The following is a 26,106-nucleotide window of genomic DNA, read 5'->3' as shown; positions in this document are numbered from 1 at the left end:
TTGCTGTATGGCAGCACTATGCTGCTGTGAAGCGGCTAAGGACATGATCCCTCGCTACAATATAACCAGGGAGGAAAGCGGATGATTTGGTTGTTGCTGGCAGCCGTTATCGTCATTGGAGTATGGCTGCTCCGGAATATCCTGCCTGTCCATGGTCTTACGCCCATCCATCCCGACGATTTGAAGGTCATCGCCAGGGATCAGGAAGACATCAAAATGCTGGACGTTAGAGATCCGGTGGATTATTTGCGGGAGCATGAGAACGGCACGGTCAATATTTCGCTCGGCCGGCTGCCGTATCTTTGGAAAAAGGAGCTTTCCACCTCCGAGCCGGTTGTGATTTTGGGCGGCAGCAGTCGGCAGAGCAAACAGGCAGCCCGATTTTTGAAACGGGTCGGCTTCCGTCAGCTGTATATCATCAAGGATGATCCGGGACGGAAGAACCGCCAGGGCCAGACGGGGACGGCGGTATGCTGCTCCGATTGCTGCCGCTGATAGGAAATAAGCAATATACGCAGGCATACGTTTGAATTTCAGCCGGCAAGCCCTCAAAGACAGTGCGTCTTTGAGGGCTTTTTTGTTTAGAGATATCCGGTTGAATAAACATGGTGGCAAAAAGGGCTTACGTTTCCGACCGGAAGGTCGCTCCCAGCTGGTCTCCCAGACCGAAGTAGTGACGGAAATTGTAAATGAGCGGATTCCAGCGCCGCGGGTCGATATGATGATCTCCAATAAGGATGTCACCATGGGCATGGACCCGGACGGCACGGGTTTCCACGATCGCGAAGAACGGATCGTATTCCGGCACCGTCATCCGCTGAACCTGTGCTTCAATTTGGATCGGGCATTCGGATATGCGCGATGGCTGCACGGCCTCGGAATCGACGGGGGTGAAGCCGCCTGCGGCGAACTTATCCTTTTCGTGCGTAAACCCCATGGCTTCCTTGAACTCAGGGACAACAGTCCTCCCGGTATAAGGGGCGATTCGCTCCACGTTCTCCCACAGCGGGGCGGAAGGAAGATTGATGACGCATTCCGGGTGAAGGTTCAAATTATCATAAGCTTTGCTGCTCGTTGAAATGCCCAGGACGATGTTGTCCCCCAGCGCAAAGGAAGAAGAGATCGGGCTGATATTGGTTGTGTGGTCTTCGTTACGCGTGGTGATCAGGATGACAGGCATGCCGTAATATAAAATTTTCGGGGTGATGGCAAGGGTTTGCGGGTCTGCTGAAGTCATATGGCAAAACGCCTCCTTGTTGATATGTACTTGAACATTGTAACCGGTTCATATTACAATGTTCATCGAAATGTGGAATGCAAAGGAGGGGGCAGGATGAAGGCAGGACCGGTTGCGGCTCATCCCGCGGCCATGATCAGCGATCCATCGCGTGCGGCGATGCTGACCGCCATGATGGACGGACGGTTTCATCCGGCGAGCGAGCTGGCCTATATGGCGGGAATCACCCCGCAGACGGCGAGTTACCATTTGGCCAAGCTGGAAGAAGCGGGGATGATCACCATGCACAAGCAGGGAAGGCACCGGTATTACGGCTTGAAGAGCCATGATGTGGCTGCCGTGGTGGAGACGCTGCTATTGCTTGCGCCGCCGGTTGAAATCAAGTCGCTGAGGCAATCCGAGGAAAACCGCCACCTGCGGCGGGCGAGAACGTGTTACGATCATGTCGCCGGAGACCTTGGCATCCGCCTGAGGGACGCGATGATCGAAGCCGGCGTCATCCGCGAGGAAGCGGACGCCTTTGCTGTTACCGGGGAAGGGAGCGCCTTCTTCGAACATATGGGCATCGATGTGGAAGCGGTCCGGAAAAAGCGTCGAAGCTTCTGCAGCAAATGCCTCGATTGGAGCGAGCGCACGCCGCATTTGGCCGGCTCGTTGGGCAGCGCGATGCTTGAGCGGCTGCTCGAGCTGCGATGGTTGCGGCGCATGGAAGGAACGCGGGCGCTGCACATTACCGACGAAGGGTCCCGCGGATTGCGGGAAACTTTTCATATCGAGATCCCCTGACCCTGAACTTCAAACGATCCGTGTATTTGCGGAGCTTTCACGAGCCGCCGCAGCCGGGTCGTTTTTTTCGTGCCCGTCTCGATGCCGCTGCAAGCTTGTAGACCTTGAAGACATCAAGTTTCGATCCCGGCTTGAAGACCTTCCTGACGTTTTTTTCGGAGACCAACGAATTTTCAGATCCTGCTGCAACCAGAAAAAACGGCAGTGCTACCAAGAATAACGGCGATTGTGAAGCGTGCATGGCCTGGTTACAATTCAGTTCATGACGAACGCCAATATCACAATCATGGAGGGTGGCAGCGATGAAGCAGGTGAAGGACGAGGACATCAAGAATTCAGGGAGGTATAAGGAGGACTCCGGGCTTACGCGGGAAAGGTGCCTGGAGGCTATGGAATTTATTCGGCGCCAGGTGGACCGGAATCTCCAGACATTTCAGGACACGTTTCCGTCGGAGGCCAGCACGAATCTGGTATACCGGCAGACCGGAAACACGGAGTGGACGCCGGCCTTCTGGACCGGGATGCTGTGGCTCGCTTACGAAACGACCGGCGATGCCAAGTACCGCGCCGCCGCGGAAGGCCAGCTGGACAGCTACCGCAGGAGAGTGGAGGAACGGCGCTATACGGACACGCATGATTTAGGATTCCTCTATACGCTGTCCTGCGTGGCAGCCTACAAGCTGACCGGCAGCGAAGAGGCCAAGACGCTCGCCGTTCAGGCAGCGGATCTTCTGATGGAGCGATACTGGGACAAGGCGGGAATCATCCAGGCTTGGGGAAATCTCCAGGATCCCAGGCAGCAGGGGAGGATCATCATTGACTGCCTCATGAATCTGCCGCTGCTGTACTGGGCATCGGACGTCACCGGTAACCCCGTATATAAGGCTGCGGCCGAGTCGCACGCCCGGAAATCGGCGGAGCATCTCATTCGGGAGGATGCGTCCAGTTATCACACCTTTTATATGGATATCGCATCGGGACAGCCGAAGTACGGCTCCACCGCGCAGGGGCATGCGGACGATTCATGCTGGTCGCGCGGACAGGCGTGGGGGATTTACGGATTCCCGCTTTCCTACCGCTACACCGGCGATGACAGGTACCTGCAGTTGACGTCCAGGCTGGCGAATTACTTCCTGAACCGGCTTCCGCAGGACGAGGTATGCTACTGGGATCTCGTATTTACGGAAGGGGATGAGGAGCGGGACAGTTCCGCTGCGGCGATTGCGGTCTGCGGCCTGATCGAGACCGCGGAGCATCTGCCGCTGACCGATCCGCTGAAACGACTGTACGAAAATGCCGCGCTGCGGATTTTGAAATCCCTGATCGATCATTATATGACCTGGCACGCGCCGGAGTCGAACGGCATTCTGCTGCATGCAGTATACAGCAAGCCGGGCGGAAACGGCGTCGACGAGTGCAGCATCTGGGGCGACTATTACATGTACGAGGCACTGGTTCGCGTAACCCGGGACTGGAAGCCGTATTGGTAGAAGGGGGCAACACGTATGGGAGAGCAAGAAGTGCACAAGAGAAGCGATCCGGCGACAGCATGGTGGACGGATGCGAGGTTTGGCATGTTCATCCACTGGGGACTGTACGCAGCGCTGGCCAAGGGCGAATGGGTCATGTACGCCGACAAGATCACCGTCCGTGAGTACGAGAAGCTGGCCGGGGATTTTAATCCGCAGCAGTTTGACGCGGCAACCTGGGTACAGCTTGCTAAAGACGCAGGGATGAAATATATCGTCATTACGGCCAAGCATCATGACGGGTTTGCGATGTTCCACTCCAAGGCCGATCCCTTCAACATCGTGGACGCGACGCCGTTTGGGCGCGATCCATTGAAGGAGCTTGCCGAGGCTTGCCGCGAGGCGGAAATCGTACTCTGCTTTTACTATTCGCATGTCATTGACTGGCACCATCCCCATTCGCTGCACAAAGAGCATAACAACACCTGGGATTACAAGCTGGCGGAGAAGCACTTTCCCGAATACTGGGAAGGCAAGGCGAAGCCGCAGCTGAAGGAGCTGCTCACTTCCTATGGGCCGGTCGGCCTGCTCTGGTTTGATACGGCGGGCGGGTTATCGGAAGCGGACAGCCGCGATATCGTAGACTTTGTGAAAGGTCTGCAGCCGGACTGCCTCATCAATTCCAGAGTGTCGCACTTCATCGGCATGGGCGATTATGTCTCCAAGGGCGATAACGAGATCGGGATGAGCGGTGAAGATCAGCGGCCGTGGGAAACGCCGATGACCCTGAACCAGTCATGGGGCTACACGGACCGGGACCAGGTTTGGAAGACGGCGGAGGCGGTGATCAAGAAGCTGGTAAACGTCATTGGCAAGGGCGGCAACCTGCTCTTGAATGTCGGTCCAACGCCGGAAGGAACGATTCCGGAGCTGTCCGCGGAGCGACTGCGGGAGGTCGGAGAATGGACGCGGCGGAACAGCGACGCCATTTACGGCACCGAAGGCAGTCCGTTTCCGGCCGAGCTGGAATTTGGAGCGGTGACAACCCGCCCGGGACGAGTGTATGTGCACGTTCATAACGACAAATGGCCTGCGGGCGGCTTGGTGATGCACGGCATCCGCGGCGAGATATCGCGTATATACTGCCTGGCCGATCCGGAGAAAAAAGAACTGGCGTTCCGGCAATCGGTTGACGAGGGGCTCGATCTGCATGTGCTCAAGGTGGAGCTTCCAACCGAACCGGCTGACGAGCATGTGACGGTTATTGCCCTGGAAATGGCCGGAGAGCCTGATTTCGACCGGACGTTAACGCAGCTTGACGGCGGCCGGCTGCAGCTGGATGTCCCCCAAGCGAGCGTAACCCTTGTCAGGGAAGAAGACGAGACAGCGGGGATTCCGGCGCTGCGGCAGGCGGAGTGGATCTTCAAGCTCGTTCAGCCGGGCACCTATGAACTGATGCTGATCAGCTTCAAGCGGCACGATCAGGATTGGCCCGGGCTGTATCCGGAACCGGTCGTCTTGGAGACGGATGGAAGCTGCCTGGTTACCGATCCGGCGGAAGACGGGGAGGATCCGGATTCTCCATCATGCCAGCATCCCTACATCCCGATACGGTCCCGATTGGGACAAGTGACGTGGCTGGAACCGGGAATCCATACGCTGACGCTCCGTTCTTCCAAGCTGAAGGACCCGTCTCCCAAATTCACGGAAATCTGGCATGCCGACGCGGTAAAGCTGCGTGCCGTAAGGCTTGTGCGGGTCCAGGATTAGCCGCCCGGATGAAGAAAAGTTAAGGCAGCATTAAAAAGATCAGTCCGTCATCTTACGAAAATACTGCGCTCCTTTCAAAGCGGCAGTATCGCGGGAACAGGCAGGTTCCCTATACTTTGGGTACCGGCAGCTTCACATAAACAAGAGTCCGGTCAACTGGATTGATTTCAAAAAGGAGGCGCTTACATGAGAAAAAAAGCAGCTAAAAAATGGGGCACTGCGGTGCTTGCAGCCGCCCTGGTTCTGTCGCTTGCGGCCTGCGGCGGCACCTCGGGGAACGATCAGGCGAAAGGGGAGGCGTCCACTAGCGGAAAAACAGCCGAACCGGAAAAATTAACCCACCTGACCTATTGGGTCAGCATGCACCCCGCTGCAGCCGCCCAAATGAAAACGTACGCGGAAATGGGCATGTATAAGGAACTGGAACGGATTACTGGCGTTAAAGTGGACTTCCAGCATCCGCCGACCGACTCCACCCAGGCTCAGGAGCAGTTTAACCTCATGATGGTCTCCGAGAAACTGCCGGACGTGATCGAAACTTCATGGATCGGGTATCCGGGGGGACCGGAGAAGGCGATCCAGGACAACAAAATTATTAAGCTGAACGATTTGATCGACCAATATGCACCGAATTTGAAAAAACTGCTGGATGAGCATCCTGACTGGAAAAAACAGGTGACCACTGACGACGGAAGCCTCTATATGTTCCCGTTCTTCCGCGGCGGCGATAAGGTCCGTGTCTTCTATGGCCCGTCGATCCGCAAGGATTGGCTCGATAAGCTCGGCCTTCAGATGCCGACGACGATCGACGAATGGCATGAAGTGCTCAAGGCTTTTAAGGAGAAGGATCCGAACGGCAACGGGAAAGCCGATGAAATTCCGCTGTATTTTACGAAGGACGATATCGGCACGGATGCGCCTTTCCTTGGCGCATGGGGCATCAACTACGGTTTCTACCAGATCGACAACAGCGTCAAATACGGACCGATCCAGCCCGAGTACAAGGAATTCCTGGCTACGATGAACCAATGGTATAAGGAAGGGCTGCTCGACAAGGATTTCGCCGCTCCGAACGACAAGCTGTTCGATGCCAAAATGACCGGCAACCAGCTGGGCGCCGCTCCAACGTATAACGGCGGCGGCATCGGCAAATACGCCAACCTGATGAAGGATAAGGATCCGAAATTCAACCTGGTGGCCGCTCCGTATCCGGTACTGAACAAAGGCGATAAGCCGATTTGGGGGCAAAAGGATTTCGCCACGAACGGCATCGGCGCCGCCATCTCGACCAGCAATACGAACCCGACCGAAACGGTCAAGTGGCTGGACTATGCCTACGGAGAACAGGGCGATCTCCTGTTCAACTACGGCAAAGAAGGAGAAGCGTACACGCTGAAGGATGGCAAGCCGGTCTTCCTGCCGGAGGTGCTGAACCCGCCTAGCGGCGTCAGTCTCCAGCAATCCTTTGCAAAGCATAACCGTTCGACGTGGAGCGCTCCGTTCGTGCTCAGCGATGAATTCCAGATGCAGTATTTGGCCCTCCCGAACCAGAAGGATGCCTTGACCGTATGGTCCCAGCCGACCGGGGAACGCAAAATGCCGCTCGTGACGCCGACCAAGGACGAGAGCTCCCAATTCGCTTCGATCATGACGGACATCAATACTTATAAGGACGAGATGTTCCTCAAATTCATCATGGGCGCGGAGCCGATCGACAACTTCGATAAGTACGTGAAGAAAATCGAGGCGATGGGCATTAACGACGCGATCAAAATCCAGCAGTCCGCCCTTGACCGGTTCAATAAGCGTTAATCAAAAAGCATAAGGCGGCGAAGATGCCGGGCAGGGGATGTCCGCTTCCCGGCTCGCCCCTTGTTCCAACACCACATTCCGCAGGAAAGGCAGGGGGTTACATGTGGCAGGTAACCGATAAGAAACTGATGAAGAAGCGCCCGCTGCGCAGCCGGACCGATCTAACCACGGGGCAAACCATCCGTAAGGATCTCCGCCGCAACTGGATCATTTATGTCATGGCGCTCCCCGTCATTGCGTATTACTTGATCTTTCATTACGGACCGATGTACGGTCTCCTGATCGCCTTTAAGGACTACTCGCCGGCACAAGGGATCTGGGGAAGCCCATGGGTCGGCTTCAAGCATTTTGACAGCTTTTTCAACGGCATTTATTTCTGGAGGCTCATCCGCAATACGGTCCTCATCAATGTCTATGATCTGCTGTTTGGTTTTCCTGCGGCGATCCTGCTGGCACTGCTGCTGAACGAGATCCGCAAAATGGCGTTCAAACGATTCGTGCAGACGATCTCCTATTTACCGCATTTCATTTCGATTGTCGTCGTCGCGGGGATGATGTTTGACTTCCTAAGCCGTGACGGATTGATCAATCAGCTGCTGGGGTTCATCGGCGTCGATCCGATCGATTTTCTGAAGGAGGCCGGCTGGTTCCGTTTTATTTTCGTATCGTCCGGCATCTGGCAGGGCATCGGCTGGGGCTCCATCATCTATTTGGCATCGATCGCCAATATCGACCCAACGCTGTATGAGGCGGCCAAAATCGACGGCGCAAGCCGCTGGAGACAAACGTTCCATATCACCATACCGGGCATCATGCCCACGATTGTCATCATGCTCATTCTGAATATGGGGCACATGCTGTCGGTAGGCAGCGAGAAGGTGCTTCTGCTGTACAATCCGCTGACTTACGAAACGGCCGATGTCATTTCCACTTATGTATACCGAAAAGGGATTTTGGAGGCGAGCTACAGCTTTACCGCGGCGGTCGGCCTGTTCAATTCCGTCATCAGCCTGATTCTGATCGTGTCGGCAAATGCCATCAGCAAGCGCGTGTCCGAAAACAAACTGTGGTAGGAGGGATCGTCCGATGATTGCACAAACGAACGGCGAAAAAGTATTCGGCGTGATCAATACGCTGCTGATGCTGCTGCTCTGCTTCGTTACACTGTACCCGTTCCTGTATGTATTATTCGCTTCATTGAGCGATGCGGCGAGCTTTATCCAGCACCGGGGCATCCTCCTGCGCCCGCTCGGATTTAATTTCGAGGCTTACAAGGCCGTCTTCAAGAACCCGATGATCACAAGCGGGTACCGGAATACGCTGTTTTACGTAGCCGCAGGAACCGCCATTAACCTGTTTATGACGGCTCTCGGGGCTTATGTACTGTCGCGCCGGAACCTGTATTTTAAAAACCTGATGATGTTTGCGATCGTCCTGACGATGGTGTTCAGCGGCGGACTGATCCCGACGTACATCCTCGTCGGCAAGCTCGGCATGATGAATACGCCATGGGCGCTGCTGATCCCGGGAGCGATCTCCACGTTTAACCTGATCATTATGCGGACGGCGTTCCAGGGCGTACCCGTGTCGCTCGAAGAATCGGCCAAAATCGACGGAGCCGGCGAGATGACCATTTTGTTCCGAATCGTCATTCCGCTGTCGATGCCGGTCATCGCGGTCATGATTCTTTGGTATGCGGTTGGGCACTGGAACTCGTATTTTCCGGCGCTGGTGTATTTGCGTGACCGGACGATGTACCCGCTGCAGCTCGTTTTGCGCGAAATCCTCATCGCCAATTCCACCGATTCCATGTCCACCGGCGTAGCTGCGGACGACAAGTATGCGATCGGCGAAACGATCAAATACGCCACCATCATCGTGTCGACCCTGCCGATTATCTGCCTGTATCCATTCCTGCAGAAGTATTTTGTCAAAGGGGTGCTGATCGGCGCCATCAAGGAATAAAAAACTGCCCGGAGCCCTGTCCCTTGCATTATAATGAACATACAAGTTTCATTGATGCGCATGTCGGTCGATACATGAACAAGGTAGGGGGAATGCTTGGTGAAACGGCTGCTTCGTCCGCTTGGAATCGGTCATCTGCGGAGCGTGTGGATGACGATGCTGATTTCCAATCTGGTTCTGCTGCTCATCCCGGTCTCGATGGGAGCCTTCTTGTACACCAAAGTCGAAGCAAGTTTGGAAAGCGGTGCCAACCGTTCCAATCAAGCGATGCTGGAGCAGCTCAAGCTGTCCCTGGACAGCAAATTAAGCGAAGTTCAAAAGCTGGCCCAGCAGATCATTTTCGATCCGAAGCTGGAGTATCTGCTCAAACTGGACCAGGATGCAGGCGGTCCCGACCGGTACCAGTTCATCGAATTTATGCGGAACACGATGTCAAGACAGGGGAGCCTGACGAACTTTATCCTGGATTACTATGTCTATTTCCGCAACAGCGATCTGGTGCTGAGGCCCGGGCTTCTCACCGATTCGCACAAATTTTACGATATGTATTACAGCTATCAGGGCATGAGTTACGACCGCTGGCGGGAAAGCATGCTTACAAGCTTCCATACGATGGATTATCTTCCATCGGCCACGCTGCTGCGGACCGCCGAGTATGATCCGATGCAGAGCATCGAGAAAACGCCGCTGAACGTCATCACCTTCGCCCAGTCGCTTCCGGGGCGGGACCGGCGCGATATTACGGGAACCTTCGTCATTCTGATCGACGAGAGTCAGATTAAGGAAATGTTTGCCCAGATTGAGTCCGCGAGCGACAGCTCGATCTACATCGTGAATTCGGACGGACGCACGATCATGGCGACGGACCGCCAGCCGCTGCCGGGCGAATTGTTGTCCCGGATCACGGGGACGGGCGGGTTGTTCAACCAAACGATTAATGGCGATCAGAAAATGGTATCGTATACCTCATCGGAAAAAGAAGGATGGAAATACGTTCTCGTTACGCCCAAAAGCGTCTTCATGCAGCAGATCATTCTGATCAAGCAGTGGGCGCTGATCCTGTTTGCCCTTTGTCTGGCCGTGGGACTGACCGCAGCCTTCATCTTCGCTTACCGAAATTACAGTCCGCTGCGTAAAACGGTCAATGCCATTCTCAGGGGCAGTGAATGGAGCGGAAGGCCGCAGGTCAACGAATACGAGCTGATCCTGCAGTCTATTGAAGGCTCCCTGCATACCGAAAAAAATTTACGCAGCCTGCTCGCCCAGCAGACGCCCGTCATTCGCTCCAACTTCCTGCTGCGCCTGCTCCGTGGGCAGATGGATGTCGACGCGTCCCGGGAAGGCGGGCAGTCGCTGCGGTTTATGGATATTACGTTCGTCAGTGACGACTTCTCGGTCATGGTCGTCCAATTGGACAGCATCGCAAGGTTCAACGCGGAGCCGAGCGAGGAGCAGTGGGCGCTTGCCCGCTTTATCGTATCCAATATCGGCACGGATCTGATCGAGTATCCGCACAAGGCGTTTGCCGTTGAGCTGGACCGGGACCGGATAGCGATCGTGTGCAACTTTGCCGCGGAACAGGCCGAGGGCGGCGAGAGGGTGACCCGTGAGCTGGCCACAGGGCTCAAAGGCATGATCGAGGAACGCTTCAAGATCGATGTTACCGTAGCGGTGGGCCTGCCTCACAGCGGTGCGAAGAGCATCAGCGAGAGCTATGCGGAAGCGGCGTCTGCCCTGGAATTCCGGATTGTTAAGGGCGGCGGGACGATCATTTATTTTCAGGACATTACAGATGTGCACTCCCATTATTACTACCCGGTCGATATTGAGGTACAGCTGATTAATTTCGTAAGGAGCGGTGACGCCGACCATGCCCTGCAGCTGCTGGACACGATTTACGCGATGAATTTCGAATCGGGCAGCATTACGCCGGAATACGGGAAATGCCTGTTCTTTAACATCACCAGTACATATTTAAAAATTATGAACGCCACGGGCGTGGACCAGAATGACATTCTCGGACCTGATATCGATCTGGTGAAGGACATCTTCTCCTATGAAACGGCCGAAGGAATGCACAAACGGATGAAGCGGCTGTATGAAATTTTGGCGGAGAGCATGGTTGCAGACAAGAGCGGCCACAGCGCCCAGCTTCTGCAGGACATGGATCAGTTCGTGGATGAGCATTTCACCGATTCGAACATGGGGCTTGGCATGGTGGCGGATCACTTCGACATGACGCCGCAGTACGTCTCGACCTTTTACAAGAAACAGAGCGGGATCAATCTCAGCGACCATATCGCCAAGAAACGGATTGAGCTTGCCAAACGCCATATGGCAGACAAGGAATTCACAAATGCCCAAATCGCACAATTGGTCGGATATACGAGCGACGTTGTCTTTATCCGGGCTTTTAAAAAGATCGAGGGCGTCACGCCGGGGAAATACCGGGAGCTGATGATGTCGTACGTCTCGGATGAGACCGGTTGAGCTGCAAGAAAAGGCAGGGGAACAGCCTCTGCCTTTTTTTCGTTTTTTCCATCATTGGTGGAAAAGCCCGGAAAAGCTGATTGACATTCTTCTCCATCCCTGAATATAATGTGCTTAACAAGTTTATATATGAATATATGCTCATATTATATTCGTGATTGGATCGGAGGCATTTTGATGACTGAAGCCGTCTCTAAGGTAAAGCGCGAGCTGCTGCTCGAGGGCTTGGATTGTGCAAACTGTGCCATGAAGATCGAGGATGGGGTCCGGAAGATGGACGGGGTTTCTTCCTGCTCCGTAAATTTCGTTAAGCAGACGCTGACTTTTGAATCCTCAGAAGATCAAGGCCAATTGATATCGGAGATTACGAAGAAAGTCAAAAAATTAGAGCCGCATGTCAGCGTGCGCGAGCTGGTCCCGAAAGCGGCAGGAAATCATCCGCAAAGGTCGCACGGCCATCATCATGATGGGCACGCGCATGATCACGGTCATTCCCACGAAGGTCATGACCACGGAGCGGGCGGTCATTCACATGATCATGCCCACGGCCATGATCACGGTCATTCGCATGATCACGGCAGTTCCGGCATCCGGGTCATGTCGATCCGCCTGGCTGCAGGGGCGGTGATCACGGCGGCCGCGATGCTGCTGCCGGTCACGGGGTGGGCCGAGCTTGCCATGTTTCTGGTGGCCTATCTCATTACCGGAGGAGACATCGTCCTGCAGGCGCTCCGCAACATCCTTAGGGGCCAGGTGTTTGACGAGTACTTCCTGATGTCGGTTGCGACGATTGGGGCGTTCTGCGTAGGACAGTACCCAGAAGGGGTTGCCGTCATGCTCTTCTACCAGATCGGTGAAATGTTCCAGGGCATCGCGGTTAACCGCTCGCGCAAATCCATCAGCGCCATGATGGATCTCCGGCCGGATTATGCGAACCTGAAGACAGGGGACGGAACGAAACAGGTGACGCCCGAAGAAGTCCAGGTCGGCGATTTGATTATCGTCAAACCGGGAGAGAAGATCCCGCTCGACGGCAAAGTGACCGAGGGCCGGTCGATGGCGGACACTTCGGCGCTGACCGGCGAGTCCGTACCGCGTGAGCTGGAAGCGGGCGATGAGGTGCTGAGCGGATTCATTAACAAAAATGGCGTCCTTACGATCGAGGTGACCAAGATTTACGGGGAATCCACCGCGGCCAAAATTTTGGACCTCGTCCAAAACGCCAGCAGCAGCAAGGCCCCTACCGAGAACTTCATCACGAAATTCGCCCGTTTGTATACGCCGGTCGTCGTCATCGTCGCCCTGCTACTTGCGCTCGTACCCCCGCTCGTGGTGAGCGGCGCGACATTCTCCGACTGGATCTACCGGGCGCTGATCTTTCTCGTCATTTCGTGTCCCTGCGCGCTGGTCGTATCGATTCCGCTCGGATTTTTCGGAGGGATCGGCGCCGCTTCCAAAGCGGGCATCCTGATCAAGGGGAGCAATTACCTGGAAGCCTTGAATGATGTGAAATACGTTGTGTTCGACAAGACCGGCACGCTGACCAAGGGGACGTTCCGGGTGACCGAAACCCGTCCGGCCCACGACGGAATCAGCCCTGAACAGCTGCTGGAATATGCAGCCTTCGCCGAACTTCATTCGAGCCATCCCATTGCCGAATCGATCAGGGAAGCCTACGGGAAAGAATTAGATGCGTCACGCATACAGGACTACAATGAAGCTGCGGGACACGGCGTTCACGTGAAATTGGACGGTGTGGAAGTATTGGCCGGCAACGCAAAGCTGCTCAAGGAGGAGGGCATTGCGGCTCAGCAGCCGGATGCGCCGGGCACCGTCGTGTATGTGGCCGTGAACGGAGAATACGCCGGTTATCTGCTCATCTCGGACGAGGTGAAGGAAGATGCTGCTCAGGCGGTCGGCGCGCTTCAACAGCGGGGCAAACAGACGGTTATGCTGACAGGCGATGCGCGCCCGGTGGCGGAGAAGGTCGGGAAGCTGCTTGGCGTGAGCGAGGTGCATGCCGAGCTTCTTCCACAGGATAAGGTAGAGCATATGGAACGGCTGAGCCGGCTGAAGCAGCCCAAGGAAAAAATCGCTTTTGTCGGGGACGGCATGAACGATACGCCGGTGCTGGCGAGAGCCGACGTGGGGATCGCGATGGGCGGCCTGGGATCGGACGCTGCCATCGAGGCGGCGGATATCGTCATTATGACCGATGAGCCCTCCAAGATCGTCACCGCGCTTGGCATTTCGGGGCGTACGCGCCAAATCGTATGGCAGAACATCGTTTTTGCGCTGGCAGTCAAAGGGATCTTCCTGCTGCTTGGAGCCTTTGGCATCGCAACGATGTGGGAAGCCGTCTTCTCCGATGTCGGCGTTACCCTGCTGGCCGTCCTAAATGCGATGCGGGTGCTGAAGCTGAAATAATGAACGATTCCAATATTGTGGTGTACAAAATAACGGGCGGTCCGCTGTATGCGGTGCCGCCCGCTGCCGTTTGGGGAGCTCCTGCTAGTCCCCCGATATTCTTGTCACTTCTCCATAACGCTGCAGCCTACGCTCCACCTGTTTGGAGACCGCTTCCAGCGAATCTGGAATGTAGATATTTGAACCGCCGTCTCGCTGTTCTAACGCCTGAAGGGTTTCCCTTGGAATGAAAAACCGCTTGACGAAAAGGAGGGAGCCCTCCTTTTCCTGCAAAAGGTGGAGCATAGAGGAGGAGAATGGCTTTTGATCCAAGGGGAGCATGATCACGGCTCGGTTATGTTTGCCGGACAGCTGTGCCGTATAAGCATCCACCGCTCCCGCCAGAGCTTCGGGCGCCGCAGCCTGAATTCGCTCGGTGCGAAGGCCCAGCCTGCGGAGCTGATCGATAACCCGCTGATGTATGTCGCCCGCTGCAATCACCTGCACTCCGCTTTGCGAAGCAAGACCGGAAGGACGAAGCCGGACAAGCTCGATTAGGGTGGCCTCCGGTGTTACATATTTGCCTGTAAACAGCATCGTTCCATTCTTTGAAAAAAGCAGAAGACGGCTTGCCGCAAGTGCGCCTGGTTTATCCTGGGGATCAACCAGAATGACGACGTCCGGGCTGTTATTCATGCTTCCGTCCAGCCATTGGGTTCTGGAAAACTGCACCGCGGCTTGTACGGGATCCTTTGCCAGCAGCATTGCTGATAAAAGGGACGGATCCAGGGCAGGGTCCCGCCCGGTTTGGCCGTCACTGCCGTTAACAACCTTAGGTTGTTGAATAGAATCATGGCCGAAGAACGTATCGGCACGTTCTGCATCAGCCACTCCTGCAGGCCATACAAAGCTCCATCCGGCATATAAGGATACCGAGAGAAAGAGAAAAGCGGATAGCAGGCTTCTGTTCATTCTGTTCATATGGAGCTGCCTCCTGATCAAAGAATTACTTGTTATCAGCATTGACCTTTATTGGAGCCGGCAACCCTTGGTTTCTTCTCAGGAAAAAATGAAGAGGGACGTCGGATGGTTCGGTTGGCCGCGAAAGCAAAAAAAGAAAAGACCCTTCCGCCAAAAGCAGAGGGTCTTGGGTTAGAAATATTTATCCATGCTGGGTATGCTGCAGCGTCTGCAGGAAAATCTGTTCGATGTGCGTATCGTCAAGCGAGTAATAGGCCGTTTTGCCTTCCTTGCGGCGTTTGACGATCCGCAAATTGCGCAGATACCTCAGCTGGTGGGACACCGCGGATTGGCCCATGCCGAGCAGGGTGGTCAGGTCATGCACGCACAGTTCTCTTTGCAGCAGCGCGTCGATCAGCTTGACCCGCGTGGGATCACTAAAGGCTTTAAACCAATCGGCGACCTGCGAGGCAGCTTGATCATCGATCAGCGCTTCTTTGATTTTGCCCAATTCATTGTCTGAGCCCGTGCAGGTTGCGTCGCATTCCTGGGACGGATGGATGGACTGTTCCATGGCAATCACCTTTCTGTGAAAATCCGAAATAAAGGCTAGATACCTGTATTATATCAAAACGGCATCTTAAACGGAATAATTACTGTTAAGAAAATGTCCATGCCCCGCCGGCACTCGGGTCTGACATGATCAGGAACCGTGACCGGCTGCGAAGTCATCCGAATTTATATATCCGGCAAGCGGCATGGTATACTATGTAAAATGGACAACAATTAAAGGGGAGATACATGATGATGGGCAGTAAGGCAAGGCTGTCTGTGCTCGGAATCGTTCTGGGCGGGCTGCTGGTATCCGGCTGCTCGGATAAGGGCGGCCCGGATTCGGCGGAGCAGACGATGCAGCACGATCACGGCGCACACCAGCAGATGGCCGCAAACGGCGATCTGCAGGAGACGACCGGCGGGAAGGAGCAGCTTCCTTCGTTTTTGCAGCCGGCGAACGATACCGTCAGAACGGCCTATATGGCGGCAGCCGGGGTAAAGGAAGTGCTCAGCCAAATTCCATGTTACTGCGGATGCGGGGAAAGTGCAGGCCACAAAAGCAATTTGAACTGCTTTATTAAAGAAGTCAACGCGGACGGAAGCGTGGTGTGGGATGATCACGGCACCCGCTGCGGCGTGTGCGTCGAGACGGCGCTTACGGCAGCTTCGCTGGTTAAAGAGGGCAAAAGCGTGAAAGAGATCCGCGGCATCATCGACCAGACTTACTCCAACGGGAAATACGCGGCGCCGACGCCAACGCCGGAAGTATAGCGGGGGACCGGGGGACTGGATTCCGGGCAGCCCCGGATCTGAACCATCATACAGAAATACGGGAAACATATGTGCTGTATGCCGAATGAGAGCCCGAACGTGCCTAGGTATAATCGCCATCCGTTGACAGGCGCGCGAGTGAGCATGACAAAAAACAGTCCCGGCCAAGATATCGGCCGGGACTGTTTTTTAATGAGACTGCGATGCATCCGTAGAATTGCGGACATCACTTGCTTCCCGCAGCATTTCCGGCGTCCAGGACCAGTCGCTGATCTGCGCGGCATCCGTCACGTGATGCACTTTGCTGGCGCCGATGATAGCCGCCGTGACCGCAGGCTGATTAAGCACCCACGACAGTGCGTATTGGGAAAGGCTGACTTCATATTGACCGGCAAGCACCGCGTATTTATTGACAAGCTCATAATTCCGCTCGGTAAAATACTGCTGCAGCGGCTTCTCCCCGCTGGCGGCGCGGCTCTCCGGCGGGGCATCCCCTGGCGCTTTGTACTTGCCGGAGAGCATCCCGCGGGCCATCGGACTGTATACCATTACGCCGACGTCCTCCGAGGCGCAGAACGGCAGAAGCTCCTGTTCGATTTCCCGGGAGAGCAGGTTGTACTGCGGCTGCACGGAAATGAACTTTTCGAGGTTCATCCGCTCGCTGATCGCATGCGCTTTGGCAATCTGCCAGGCGGCATAGTTGGAGCAGCCGATATACCTTACTTTTCCCTGGCGAACAAGGTCGTCCAGAGCCCGAAGCGTTTCTTCCAGCGGCGTGTGCGGGTCGAAAATATGTACCTGGTACAGGTCGATATAATCCGTCTGAAGGCGCTGCAGCGACTTATCGACTTCGCGCAAAATATGGGTCCGCGACAGGCCGCTGTCATTTTTCCCGAACCCCGACCGGATGCCCACTTTCGTCGCCAGAACGACCTGATCCCGTCTGCCTTTCAGGGCACGGCCGATAATTTCCTCGCTTTCGCCTGTTCCGTGCGGAACGTCGGCATCCTGCCCTTTGCCGTAATAGTTGGCGGTGTCGATAAAATTGATTCCCTGGTCGATCGCGTGATCCAGGATCCGCACCGACGCTTCCTCATCGATCCATCTTCCAAAAGCCATCGTGCCCAGGCAAAGATTAGATACTTCCAAGCCTGTGCCGCCCAATTTGCGGTACTTCATGACATGTCAGCCTCCCATCTAGATTTGGTATCAGGGATTATAATAGCACAGCAGGACAGGGTCAACGCAAGGCGATAAAGGAATCCGATTGCAAGCGGAAACAAAATGCTTGAAATTGCTATGTGGCTGCGGTACGTTTGTAACGAAAGGGGTGTGAAACCATGGAAAATACAAGCCTGCAATTACCAAGAAGCAGACCGGAAGCGCTGGGCATTCCCGGGGCGGCCATTCTTGATTTTCTGGACGAGGTACAGGCCAAGGGCATTGAGCTGCACAGCTTTATGCTGCTTCGCCGCGGACAGGTGGCTGCGGAAGGCTGGTGGGGGCCTTATGCCCCGGAGCTGCCGCACATGCTGTTTTCGCTGAGCAAGAGCTTTACTTCCACAGCCATCGGTCTCGCGGTGCACGAGGGTCTGCTGTCTTTGGAAGACAAGGTCGTTACGTTCTTCCCGGACGACCTGCCGGAGGAAGTCAGCCCGAATTTGGCTGCCATGAACATCCGGCATCTGCTGATGATGGGCACGGGGAATGACCAGGATACGATGGGGGCCATAGACCGCTGCACGGACGGGAATTGGGCCAAGGCCTTTCTGGCGGCTCCGGTGGAGCATACACCCGGCACCCACTTTGTGTACAACACGGGTGCAACCTATATGCTGTCGGCCATTCTGCAATCCGTGACCGGGCAGACGCTGCTTCAATTTTTGCAGAAGCGGCTGTTTGAGCCGCTGGGTATTCACAACCCCACATGGGAGTCCTGTCCGCGGGGAATCAACACTGGAGGTTTCGGACTGAGCATCACGACGGAAGACATCGCCAAGTTCGGCCAGCTGTTTTTGCAGCGAGGAGCATGGAACGGCAGTCAGCTGATTCCGGAAGCGTGGGTAGAGGAGGCGACCTCGAAACAGATCTCCAACGGAGACGGAGGGGAAAGCGACTGGGCGCAGGGATACGGCTACCAATTCTGGAGATGCCGGCACGGCGCCTACCGCGGAGACGGAGCCTTCGGCCAGTTCTGCATCGTCATGCCGGAGCAGGAGGCGGTGCTTGCCGTCACGAGCGGAACGAACCAGATGCAGGAAGTGATGAACGCCGTCTGGGAGCGTCTGCTGCCAGCGATGGCCGGAGAGAAGCTCCCGCTGGACGAAGAAACGCAGGACCGATTGCAGGAACGGATCCGCAGCCTGCAGCTTGCTCCGCTCGCGTACAGCATTCAACCGGAAATGGAATCCGCCGTCAGCGGCAAAAACTATGTGCTGGACGACAACGACATGAACTGGAGCCGGATTTCGGTCCGTTTCGAGGCCGATCAGGCGGTGGTTGACCTGCATGAGACCGGCGGGAAGCACTTTGCATTGCCTTTGGGTCGCGGGAAATGGCTGGAAGGCACGTCCGATCTGATCATGCCCCGCGAGACCGCAACGGTGTCAAGCTTTACGTGGAAGTCCCCGGAGACGCTGGAGCTGAGCATCCGCTTCATTGAGACGCCGTTTCATATTACGACGGACATCCGGTTTGAAACGGAAGACGCCGTCGTGCTGGATCACCGGATCAATGTATCCTTTGGTCCCAGTGAGGCTCCGCCCATTACCGGGAGAGCGTGAAGCCCGCGTAGTAATCGTACAAATGTTACGCTTATGAACACATTTTGAAATCAGGCATGCTCTTCTTCGAAGGGCATGCCTTTTTGCTGTGGCGCGATCCGGTAAGCGGCCGGGGGAATGCCGGCCGCAGCCGAGAACATCCTGGTAAAATAGTGAACGGAGCCAAAACCCGTTAGGTCGGCGATTTCCTTGACGGAGCGGTCCGTCTCGCGCAGAAGGTACGCCGCAAGCCGGATCCTTTCCTGGCGGACGTATGCCGTGAAGGTCATTTTGAGCTCCTTCTGGAACAAACGGGCCAGATGTCTTCCCGATATATGAAAATACCGCGCCACATCTTCCAGCTTCAGCGGCGACTCCAGGTTATCACGGATGAATTGGAGCGCCTGTCTCAGAGAAGCGGAGCGGGGCGGAGGCAGCGTCGGCTTGTGCTGCTGGCGGTCCGGCGTAAAGGTTTGCGGCAGCGCAGCCACAAGCGCAAGTACCAGCCGGTCCAGCAGAAACCGGGCGGTATCCAGTTCGGCGGCCGCTTGCATAATCGCTTTCCAGAGCAGGACGGCCGGGCTGTTTTCAGCGCCGTGAAGAATATAGCAGTCCGACTGCGCCAGCCGCGCAAACTGATCGTTCCAGGGCGCTGAGGTGCGCCTGGCATCCACATCGAAGGCGAGCCATATGAGCTGCATCCCTGTGCTTTCAATACGGTGCATGCGATAGGGATTGGAAATGAACAGCGTTCCTTTTGCTAACGGATGGATCCGGCCTTCATCCACATACGTTCCTTCACCGCCCGCGACATAACACATTTCAAAAAAAGAATGCTTATGCTCTAAGTTGCTCCGGTGCTCCGCAAGGGCTCCCCAATAATGTATGCGAATGCATAAATCCTCTTCGGTCAGTTCTCCGACGGTTGAATGCAGTTTAGACAGGGCGGCTCCCCAGACAAGATGATCCATTTCAAGTCCTCCTCATCCATTCGTGTCCGAATCCGACAAAAACAGGTTCCAATCCGGCAAAGACGTCAGGTGCCTGTTATCCCTATAATGAAGGCGTATTCATGATTTGTCATTCAAATGTTACGGGAGGGAACGGGAAGATGATTAGCAGAGAAGACGTCGAATTTTATAACGAAAACGGTTATTTGCTCGTCCGCGGCGTATTCAGCACAGAGGAAGTCAAGGAAATGCAGTATGCGGTGGAGCGTACGATTGCCAAGGCGGCTGCGGCCAAGCAGGACGCCAACCATACTTGGCAGGGGGATTACATTCCCCAGGACGAATTGAAGAAGCTGGTGCTCAAAGGCTTTCACGATCTGCAGTTTCACGACGCATGCTTCACCCGTGCCGTAGCGCATCCGCGTATGACGGGCGTTCTGACGCAGCTGATCGGTCCCAACGTCCAGCTCCATCATACCAAAATGCTGGTCAAGCCGGCGGAGCAGGGCGCCGCTTTTCCGATGCACCAGGACTATCCGTATTTCCCTCATGATCGCCATACGATGCTTGCCGCCAGCGTTCATCTCGACGATGCGGATATGGAAAACGGCTGCCTGTGCGTCGTTCCCGCATCCCATAAGCAGGGACCGCTTCCCCATGTAGGCAGGTACTACCTCGACCACCGCGATTACCCGGTGAGCATGGGCACACCATGCCCCGCAAGCGCAGGCGATGTGCTGTTCTTCAACTACCTGACGATTCACGGGTCCGACCGGAACAAGAGCAGCCGGCCGCGCAGAAACGTCCTGTTCCAATACCGCGATCCTGCCGATCCGCCTAGCCGGGAGACTCATATCGATTGGGGCATGGGCATGATGGTCGCGGGGGAGGACCCGCAGTACCGTCAATATCATGCCAAGCTGGAGCTGAATGTGTAAGCTCACTCCGTTTTCGAAAAGGCATGGATGTAAAAAAAGGCTGCCGCATTGCGGCCGTCTTTTTTTGCGTTAATGCGACATTTTTGCAAAACCCCGCTATACAAAATCCGCTATTCAATATAACATATATAATATATCAAATTAAGGAATCAGACGAATAGACCATTTTTTTAGTCAGGATGAATGTTGCGAACCCATGTTCCAGCCGATAATATATATAACAAAATCTCAAATTAAAGTATGGTGATCCTGTTGAATGTTACCGCACGGACCCCGCTGTATCAAAAAATACAGCAGTACATCCGGGAACTGATCGAGTCGGAAGGCCTGAAGTCCGGTGATCGCATCCCGACGGAGAAGGAACTCATGGAACGCTTTGATGTAAGCAAAATTACGGTTGTGAAAGCGCTGACCGGCCTCGCGAACGAAAACGTCATCAGTCGGGTCCCCGGAAAAGGCAGCTTTGTCAGCGAGCCGGCGGCCGCGGAAGAGGCTGAGGTACCGCGTCCGGTCTTTGGCCGGGCTCCGGAAGAGGTGAAGCCGAAAACGGGGCTCATCGGGCTCGTGATGCCTTCGATTTACGATTATTTTGCCGTCCGGCTGATCGACGGTGTCCGCAGAGGCCTCAGCAGCAAAGGATACCGGACCATGATTCTGCTGTCCGAGGGGGATTTGGAGCACGAAAAGGAAGCGATCAAAACCTTGAAACAGATCGGTGCGGAAGGAATTCTGGTGTTCCCGGTGGACGAGGAGCATTACAACGACGAAATTTTGAACCTGAAGTTCTCCGGCTTTCCTTTCGTCTTGATCGACCGGTTTCTGCCGGGTGTCGAAACCAATTACATCGCGGCTGACGGGCGGCTGGGGACGCGGCTTGCCGTAGAGCATTTGTGGGAGCTGGGCCACCGTGAAATCGCCATTTGCTCCGATTCTCCGCTGCAGACCGTCACCGTCCAGGAGCGCATCGAAGGCTATATGGACGCCTTGAAGGACAAGGGCGCGCTGATTAACCCGGCCCATATCATTACCGGCTTTCGGATTCATGCTTCAGATGAGCCGGAGAAGCACCCGCTGTACCGGTATATCCGCAGCGGTCTGGCGACCGCCTATATCACGCTGAACGGCAAGCTTGGCGTGCAGATCCAGCAGATGGCGAAGAGAAACGGGCTGTCCATCCCAGGCGACCTCTCGATCGTCAGCTTCGACGACCCGACCTCCGTCGTGGAAGAGCTCAGCGTTTTTACGCATATCAAGCAGTTTGAATATGAAATGGGCTTACGCGCGGCGGAAACGCTGGTAGACATCATTGGGAAGGGGGCGGACCGGAGCGGCGGCTACACGAAGACGCTGCTCGTTCCCGAGCTGGTCGTCGGACAGACGACCGGCCCCGTAAAACCGCGTTAATTTTCCATCGGAATAAGCGATGCCGTATAGAAAAAAGACCTTTTCACTACGAAAAGGTCTTTTTTATTTTTATTAACATATTGAATATGTTAAATATTTATATTATATTATGGTTAATCCAAGAGCTTCCATGAATCGACATCGTTTCAAGGGAGGTCAAGTAGATAAGAGAACAGCTGAATACATTGTGTAATCGCTTACATTTAGTTGAGGGGAGGATGACTGAGAAATAAGCGCTTTGCCGAAACCTGGAACGTTCAAACTATCCGAAAACAGAGGTGGAGCTTATGAGTTCGTCAACACTGTGGAAGCGGATCTGGAAGCATAAGTTGTTTTACTTGTTCATGCTTCCGGGGATCATCTGGTTTTTTCTGTTCTCCTACGTTCCGCTTTACGGGATTCAGGTCGCCTTCCGCGACTATACGTTCGTGGGCGGTTTTACAGGCAGCCCATGGGCGGGATTGAAATACTTCAAGCAGTTTTTCGATTATTACCAGTCGACAGACATTATCCGCAACACCATCATCATCAGCCTGATGAAACTGATCATCGGATTTCCGATGCCCATCATCCTTGCGATCCTCCTCAATGAAATCCGAAATCTGAAATTCAAGAAGACCGTTCAAACTTTATCCTATTTGCCTTATTTCATTTCCTGGATCGTTGTCGTCACCTTGATGCAGCGCCTCTTCGCTACCTATGGCGGGCCGGTCAACGACCTGCTGTCGTCGATGGGCGTAGAGCCGATCCAATTTCTGTACAACACTTCGTGGTTCTATGAAGTCATTATCGGCTCGGATGTTTGGAAGAACATCGGCTGGAACTCGATCATCTACATGGCGGCCATTGCGGGCATTGACCAGCAGCTGTATGAGGCAGCGAAAATCGACGGCGCCGGCCGTTTCCGCCTGATTTGGCACGTTACCCTGCCGGGCATCCGCAACGTTGCGGTCATTCTGTTCATTTTGGCAACGGGAAGCCTGATGAGCGCGGGCTTCGAACAGCTTCTGCTTCTGAACGGTCCTTCCACCGCAGCCATTGGCAGTGTGCTCGACGTCCATGTCATCACTCAGGGCATCCAGCAGGGCCGGCTAAGCTATGCGGCGGCTGTCGGCTTGTTCCAGAGCCTGATTGCGCTGGTCCTGATCGTCACTGTCAACAGGATTGCGCGGAAGGTCAGCGACGTATCACTGTTCTAAGGAGGAGACCTACGTGGAGAAACGATCGTTTTCCTGGTTTACCGTATTGAATTATTTCCTGCTTACGCTGTTCGCCTTTTCCATGATTTATCCGTTCATTTACGTGCTTGTGTACTCGCTTAATGACGGTAAAGATTCCATGATGGGGGCTCTGTATTTCTTTCCGCGGAAATTCACGCTGGACAATTACGCCCAGGTGTTCGATAATCCGCAGATTTGGCAGGCTTACAAAATCACGATTTTACGGACGCTGCTCGGCACGGTTCTTAGCGTGCTGCTCAGTACGCTGATGGCCTATGCCCTGGCCAAAAAAACGCTGCCCGGGCGCACGTTTTTCACCTTTTACATTTTTCTGCCCACGATTTTCAGCGCAGGCTTTATCCCGTATTTCATTACGCTGCAGAAGCTTCACCTGATCAACAACTTCTGGGTGTATGTCATTCCGTTCCTGTTCAATTTTATGCATATCGTCATCATTCGGACGTTTATACAAGGCATCCCGGAAGAGCTCGAAGAAGCCGCCCGGATTGACGGCTTGGGCGATTTCCAAATCTTCATGCGCATCATTCTGCCGCTGTCCGGTCCGGTACTGGCGACCATTTCGCTGTTCGTCGGCGTGATGCACTGGAACGACTGGTTCACCGGCACCTATTACGTGTCCAACAAAAGCCTCATCCCGGTGCAGACGCTGCTTCAGCAAATGCTGACCGAAGCGGAGGCGCTGTCGTCCTCGATGCAGCGGGCTGCGCAGCAGGGTGGACAAACCGTCAATGTCAGCGCGGCGGGGGCTACGCCGGAATCGCTCCGGATGGCACTGCTCGTCATTACCGTGTTTCCGATCCTGTGTATCTATCCGTTCCTGCAGCGCTATTTTGTCAAGGGAACGATGATCGGATCCGTCAAAGGGTAAGGATAGACGTCCTGCATGCGGGACTATATCATATACATTCATTCAAATTGGGAGGGTTCATATGAGAAAAAAGCGGTTTAAATTGGCAGCTTCTCTGATGGCGTTTACCCTGATATCCGGCATGCTGTACGGCTGCAGCAGCAGCGGCAGCGGCGACAGTGCGGACGGGGGAGACAAAGGCGCGGACTCCAAGACGGTTACGCTCACGGTGCTGAATAACTGGAACGGTTCCTCAGGCTCCGATTCGGAAACGAACCCTGTACTCAAAGCGATCGAGGAGAAAACCGGAATCAAGGTAAAAATCGACTACACGAAAGGCAGCGAGGCCGAGAAAGTGAACACGATTTTTGCGACGCAGGACCTGCCGGACATTTATACCGGACCTGCCTGGGGCGGCGAGCTGGACGGTATCATCAAGGCAGCTAAAGAAGGCCAGCTTGTGGATTTGACGGATAAAATCGACCAGTATCCGAACCTGGCCAAGGCGATCGCCAAGGAAAACGTGCCGCCGGCGCTGTACGAAAAAGCGATCGGCGGGATTGACGGTAAGAAGTACATGCTGTACCAGAACCAGCCCGCCTCCGACAAGGACGTCAACGACTGGCTGTACGGATTTTACGTGCGGAAGGACATTGCCGATAAGATCGGAGTCGATCCGCAGTCCGTGAAGACCAAGGACGATTTCTACAATTTCCTGAAAAAGATCAAGGACGCCAATCTGAGCGAAAACGGCGCACCGGTCATTCCGCTCGGCGGCTTCCATGACGGATGGGCGGTAGGTATCGGGAATACAATGTTCTACGGGGCCGATTACCAGGATAAAGGCGACGGCACGCTGGAGCATGTGTTCTTCACGAAGGCTTACGAGGATTACACGCTGTATTACCGCAAGCTGATATCCGAAGGACTGCTGGATCCGGATGCTTTTACGCAGACCGACCCGATTGCGAACGAAAAAATCAAGCAGGGGCGCATCGCGGTGCTGTCGGCGCACTACCCAGCCATTCTGGACGCTTCCAAGGAATACGTGAAAGCGCATCCGGGCAGCGATTACGTCCCTGTCGGACCTCTCGAGCGGGCCGGGGCAGAACCGAACCGTCCGGTCGACCTGAACATTCAAGGAAATAACGTTACCGTCATCACGAAAAAAGCCAAAAACGTCGACGCTGCGCTGAAGCTGCTCGATTTCCTCGCTTCCGACGAAGGCTTCATGCTGGTGCATTACGGCATTCAAGGGACGCATTGGGATATGGTTGACGGCAAACCGGCCGCCAAGCAGGAATGGTTCGATAAGTTTACGGCGGACACGACGGGCAAGGCGAAGAAGAACGAAGGCATCAGCATCGGTCTGGAAAATATGACCGGCATGGACCGTATTAATTCGGTCGGCGGCGGAGACATTTGGGCAGACCAGGAACGCCTGAAAGCGATGGACAACGCGCGTAAAATTTTGCGTCCGAACGGTATCAGCGTCATTTCCGCCTTCAATCCGGGGGATGTGATCACCAAATCGCCGCAATGGGAGACGCTGAAGCCGTCCATGGACCAAATCGGCGACGTATGGAAGCAGGCGATCTTCGCCAAGTCGGACGATGCGGCCCTGAAGGTGATCAACGACCTTCGCGAGCAAATCAAGAACACCGGTTACGATGACGCCATGAAGTATGTCAACGAAGAACTGAAAGGGAAAGAAGTCGTCAAATTGTCGATGCCTAACTAAAG

General features: G+C 54.9%; 21 protein-coding genes. 16 read left to right on the top strand and 5 right to left on the bottom strand.

The window, feature by feature from the left end; translation table 11 throughout:
- Positions 1-81 precede the first annotated feature (81 nt).
- Positions 82-495: a rhodanese-like domain-containing protein gene (locus tag K2F33_RS27200; RefSeq protein WP_145134527.1), complete on the top strand. Its 414-nt coding sequence runs from the start codon at positions 82-84 to the stop codon at positions 493-495.
- Between the two features lie 127 nt (positions 496-622).
- On the opposite strand, the gene K2F33_RS27195 is transcribed toward K2F33_RS27200, so the two are convergent.
- Positions 623-1,237, bottom strand: a complete 615-nt coding sequence (locus tag K2F33_RS27195; protein WP_212968907.1) for a flavin reductase family protein — start codon at positions 1,235-1,237, stop codon at positions 623-625.
- A gap of 96 nt (positions 1,238-1,333) precedes the next feature.
- Between K2F33_RS27195 and K2F33_RS27190 the strand changes: the two genes are divergently transcribed.
- The 8 genes from K2F33_RS27190 to K2F33_RS27155 all read left to right on the top strand — a co-directional run bounded on the left by K2F33_RS27190 (position 1,334) and on the right by K2F33_RS27155 (position 13,956).
- Positions 1,334-2,023: an ArsR/SmtB family transcription factor gene (locus tag K2F33_RS27190; RefSeq protein WP_263880003.1), complete on the top strand. Its 690-nt coding sequence runs from the start codon at positions 1,334-1,336 to the stop codon at positions 2,021-2,023.
- Between the two features lie 302 nt (positions 2,024-2,325).
- The gene (locus K2F33_RS27185; protein ID WP_263880001.1) at positions 2,326-3,513 is read left to right on the top strand and encodes a glycoside hydrolase family 88 protein; all 1,188 of its coding nucleotides are present in this window, start codon (positions 2,326-2,328) and stop codon (positions 3,511-3,513) included.
- A gap of 15 nt (positions 3,514-3,528) precedes the next feature.
- The gene (locus K2F33_RS27180; RefSeq protein WP_263879999.1) at positions 3,529-5,262 is read left to right on the top strand and encodes an alpha-L-fucosidase; all 1,734 of its coding nucleotides are present in this window, start codon (positions 3,529-3,531) and stop codon (positions 5,260-5,262) included.
- Between the two features lie 186 nt (positions 5,263-5,448).
- A complete protein-coding gene (locus K2F33_RS27175; RefSeq protein ID WP_076167410.1) occupies positions 5,449-7,074 on the top strand; it encodes a type 2 periplasmic-binding domain-containing protein in 1,626 nt (541 codons plus the stop codon).
- Between the two features lie 128 nt (positions 7,075-7,202).
- The gene (locus K2F33_RS27170) at positions 7,203-8,147 is read left to right on the top strand and encodes an ABC transporter permease (RefSeq protein WP_089550160.1); all 945 of its coding nucleotides are present in this window, start codon (positions 7,203-7,205) and stop codon (positions 8,145-8,147) included.
- A 13-nt stretch (positions 8,148-8,160) separates the two neighbouring features.
- Positions 8,161-9,039 carry a carbohydrate ABC transporter permease gene (locus tag K2F33_RS27165; RefSeq protein WP_105443428.1) on the top strand — a complete coding sequence of 293 codons (879 nt, stop codon included), beginning with the start codon at positions 8,161-8,163 and terminating at the stop codon, positions 9,037-9,039.
- 99 nt (positions 9,040-9,138) lie between these two features.
- Positions 9,139-11,529, top strand: a complete 2,391-nt coding sequence (locus tag K2F33_RS27160; protein WP_263879995.1) for a helix-turn-helix domain-containing protein — start codon at positions 9,139-9,141, stop codon at positions 11,527-11,529.
- A 177-nt stretch (positions 11,530-11,706) separates the two neighbouring features.
- The gene (locus K2F33_RS27155) at positions 11,707-13,956 is read left to right on the top strand and encodes a heavy metal translocating P-type ATPase (protein ID WP_263879993.1); all 2,250 of its coding nucleotides are present in this window, start codon (positions 11,707-11,709) and stop codon (positions 13,954-13,956) included.
- Between the two features lie 84 nt (positions 13,957-14,040).
- Here K2F33_RS27155 and K2F33_RS27150 read toward each other — a convergent pair whose 3' ends face one another.
- Together K2F33_RS27150 and K2F33_RS27145 are read right to left on the bottom strand one after the other, a co-directional pair.
- On the bottom strand, positions 14,041-14,916 hold the full coding sequence (locus K2F33_RS27150) for a hypothetical protein (RefSeq protein ID WP_263879990.1): 876 nt from the start codon (positions 14,914-14,916) through the stop codon (positions 14,041-14,043).
- A gap of 181 nt (positions 14,917-15,097) precedes the next feature.
- Complete coding sequence (locus K2F33_RS27145) at positions 15,098-15,469, bottom strand: ArsR/SmtB family transcription factor (protein ID WP_076167400.1); 372 nt, start codon at positions 15,467-15,469, stop codon at positions 15,098-15,100.
- 227 nt (positions 15,470-15,696) lie between these two features.
- On the opposite strand from K2F33_RS27145, the gene K2F33_RS27140 reads away from it, so the two are divergent.
- Positions 15,697-16,221, top strand: coding sequence for a PCYCGC domain-containing protein (locus K2F33_RS27140; RefSeq protein WP_263879987.1), 525 nt, complete (start codon positions 15,697-15,699; stop codon positions 16,219-16,221).
- 189 nt (positions 16,222-16,410) lie between these two features.
- On the opposite strand, the gene K2F33_RS27135 is transcribed toward K2F33_RS27140, so the two are convergent.
- Positions 16,411-17,400 (bottom strand): aldo/keto reductase, encoded by a 990-nt coding sequence (locus K2F33_RS27135; protein ID WP_263879985.1) that lies wholly within the window; start codon positions 17,398-17,400, stop codon positions 16,411-16,413.
- Positions 17,401-17,561: 161 nt separating this feature from the next.
- On the opposite strand from K2F33_RS27135, the gene K2F33_RS27130 reads away from it, so the two are divergent.
- Positions 17,562-19,004: a serine hydrolase domain-containing protein gene (locus tag K2F33_RS27130; protein WP_263879983.1), complete on the top strand. Its 1,443-nt coding sequence runs from the start codon at positions 17,562-17,564 to the stop codon at positions 19,002-19,004.
- A 50-nt stretch (positions 19,005-19,054) separates the two neighbouring features.
- On the opposite strand, the gene K2F33_RS27125 is transcribed toward K2F33_RS27130, so the two are convergent.
- The gene (locus K2F33_RS27125; RefSeq protein ID WP_263879981.1) at positions 19,055-19,954 is read right to left on the bottom strand and encodes an AraC family transcriptional regulator; all 900 of its coding nucleotides are present in this window, start codon (positions 19,952-19,954) and stop codon (positions 19,055-19,057) included.
- 140 nt (positions 19,955-20,094) lie between these two features.
- Between K2F33_RS27125 and K2F33_RS27120 the strand changes: the two genes are divergently transcribed.
- The 5 genes from K2F33_RS27120 to K2F33_RS27100 all read left to right on the top strand — a co-directional run bounded on the left by K2F33_RS27120 (position 20,095) and on the right by K2F33_RS27100 (position 26,104).
- A complete protein-coding gene (locus K2F33_RS27120; RefSeq protein WP_263879979.1) occupies positions 20,095-20,871 on the top strand; it encodes a phytanoyl-CoA dioxygenase family protein in 777 nt (258 codons plus the stop codon).
- Between the two features lie 240 nt (positions 20,872-21,111).
- Entirely contained in the window at positions 21,112-22,275 is a 1,164-nt protein-coding gene (locus K2F33_RS27115) for a GntR family transcriptional regulator (RefSeq protein WP_256992782.1), read from the top strand.
- Positions 22,276-22,562: 287 nt separating this feature from the next.
- The gene (locus K2F33_RS27110; protein WP_089546755.1) at positions 22,563-23,474 is read left to right on the top strand and encodes an ABC transporter permease; all 912 of its coding nucleotides are present in this window, start codon (positions 22,563-22,565) and stop codon (positions 23,472-23,474) included.
- A gap of 13 nt (positions 23,475-23,487) precedes the next feature.
- A complete protein-coding gene (locus tag K2F33_RS27105; protein ID WP_076167385.1) occupies positions 23,488-24,384 on the top strand; it encodes a carbohydrate ABC transporter permease in 897 nt (298 codons plus the stop codon).
- A 61-nt stretch (positions 24,385-24,445) separates the two neighbouring features.
- Positions 24,446-26,104 carry an extracellular solute-binding protein gene (locus K2F33_RS27100; protein ID WP_263879976.1) on the top strand — a complete coding sequence of 553 codons (1,659 nt, stop codon included), beginning with the start codon at positions 24,446-24,448 and terminating at the stop codon, positions 26,102-26,104.
- The last annotated feature ends 2 nt before the right edge of the window (positions 26,105-26,106 follow it).

The organism is Paenibacillus sp. PSB04, from assembly GCF_025809195.1.
In the GTDB taxonomy this organism is placed as follows: domain Bacteria; phylum Bacillota; class Bacilli; order Paenibacillales; family Paenibacillaceae; genus Paenibacillus_AQ; species Paenibacillus_AQ favisporus.
Note: the sequence above shows the minus strand (reverse complement) of the source record. Positions and strands in the feature narration are given on the sequence as shown.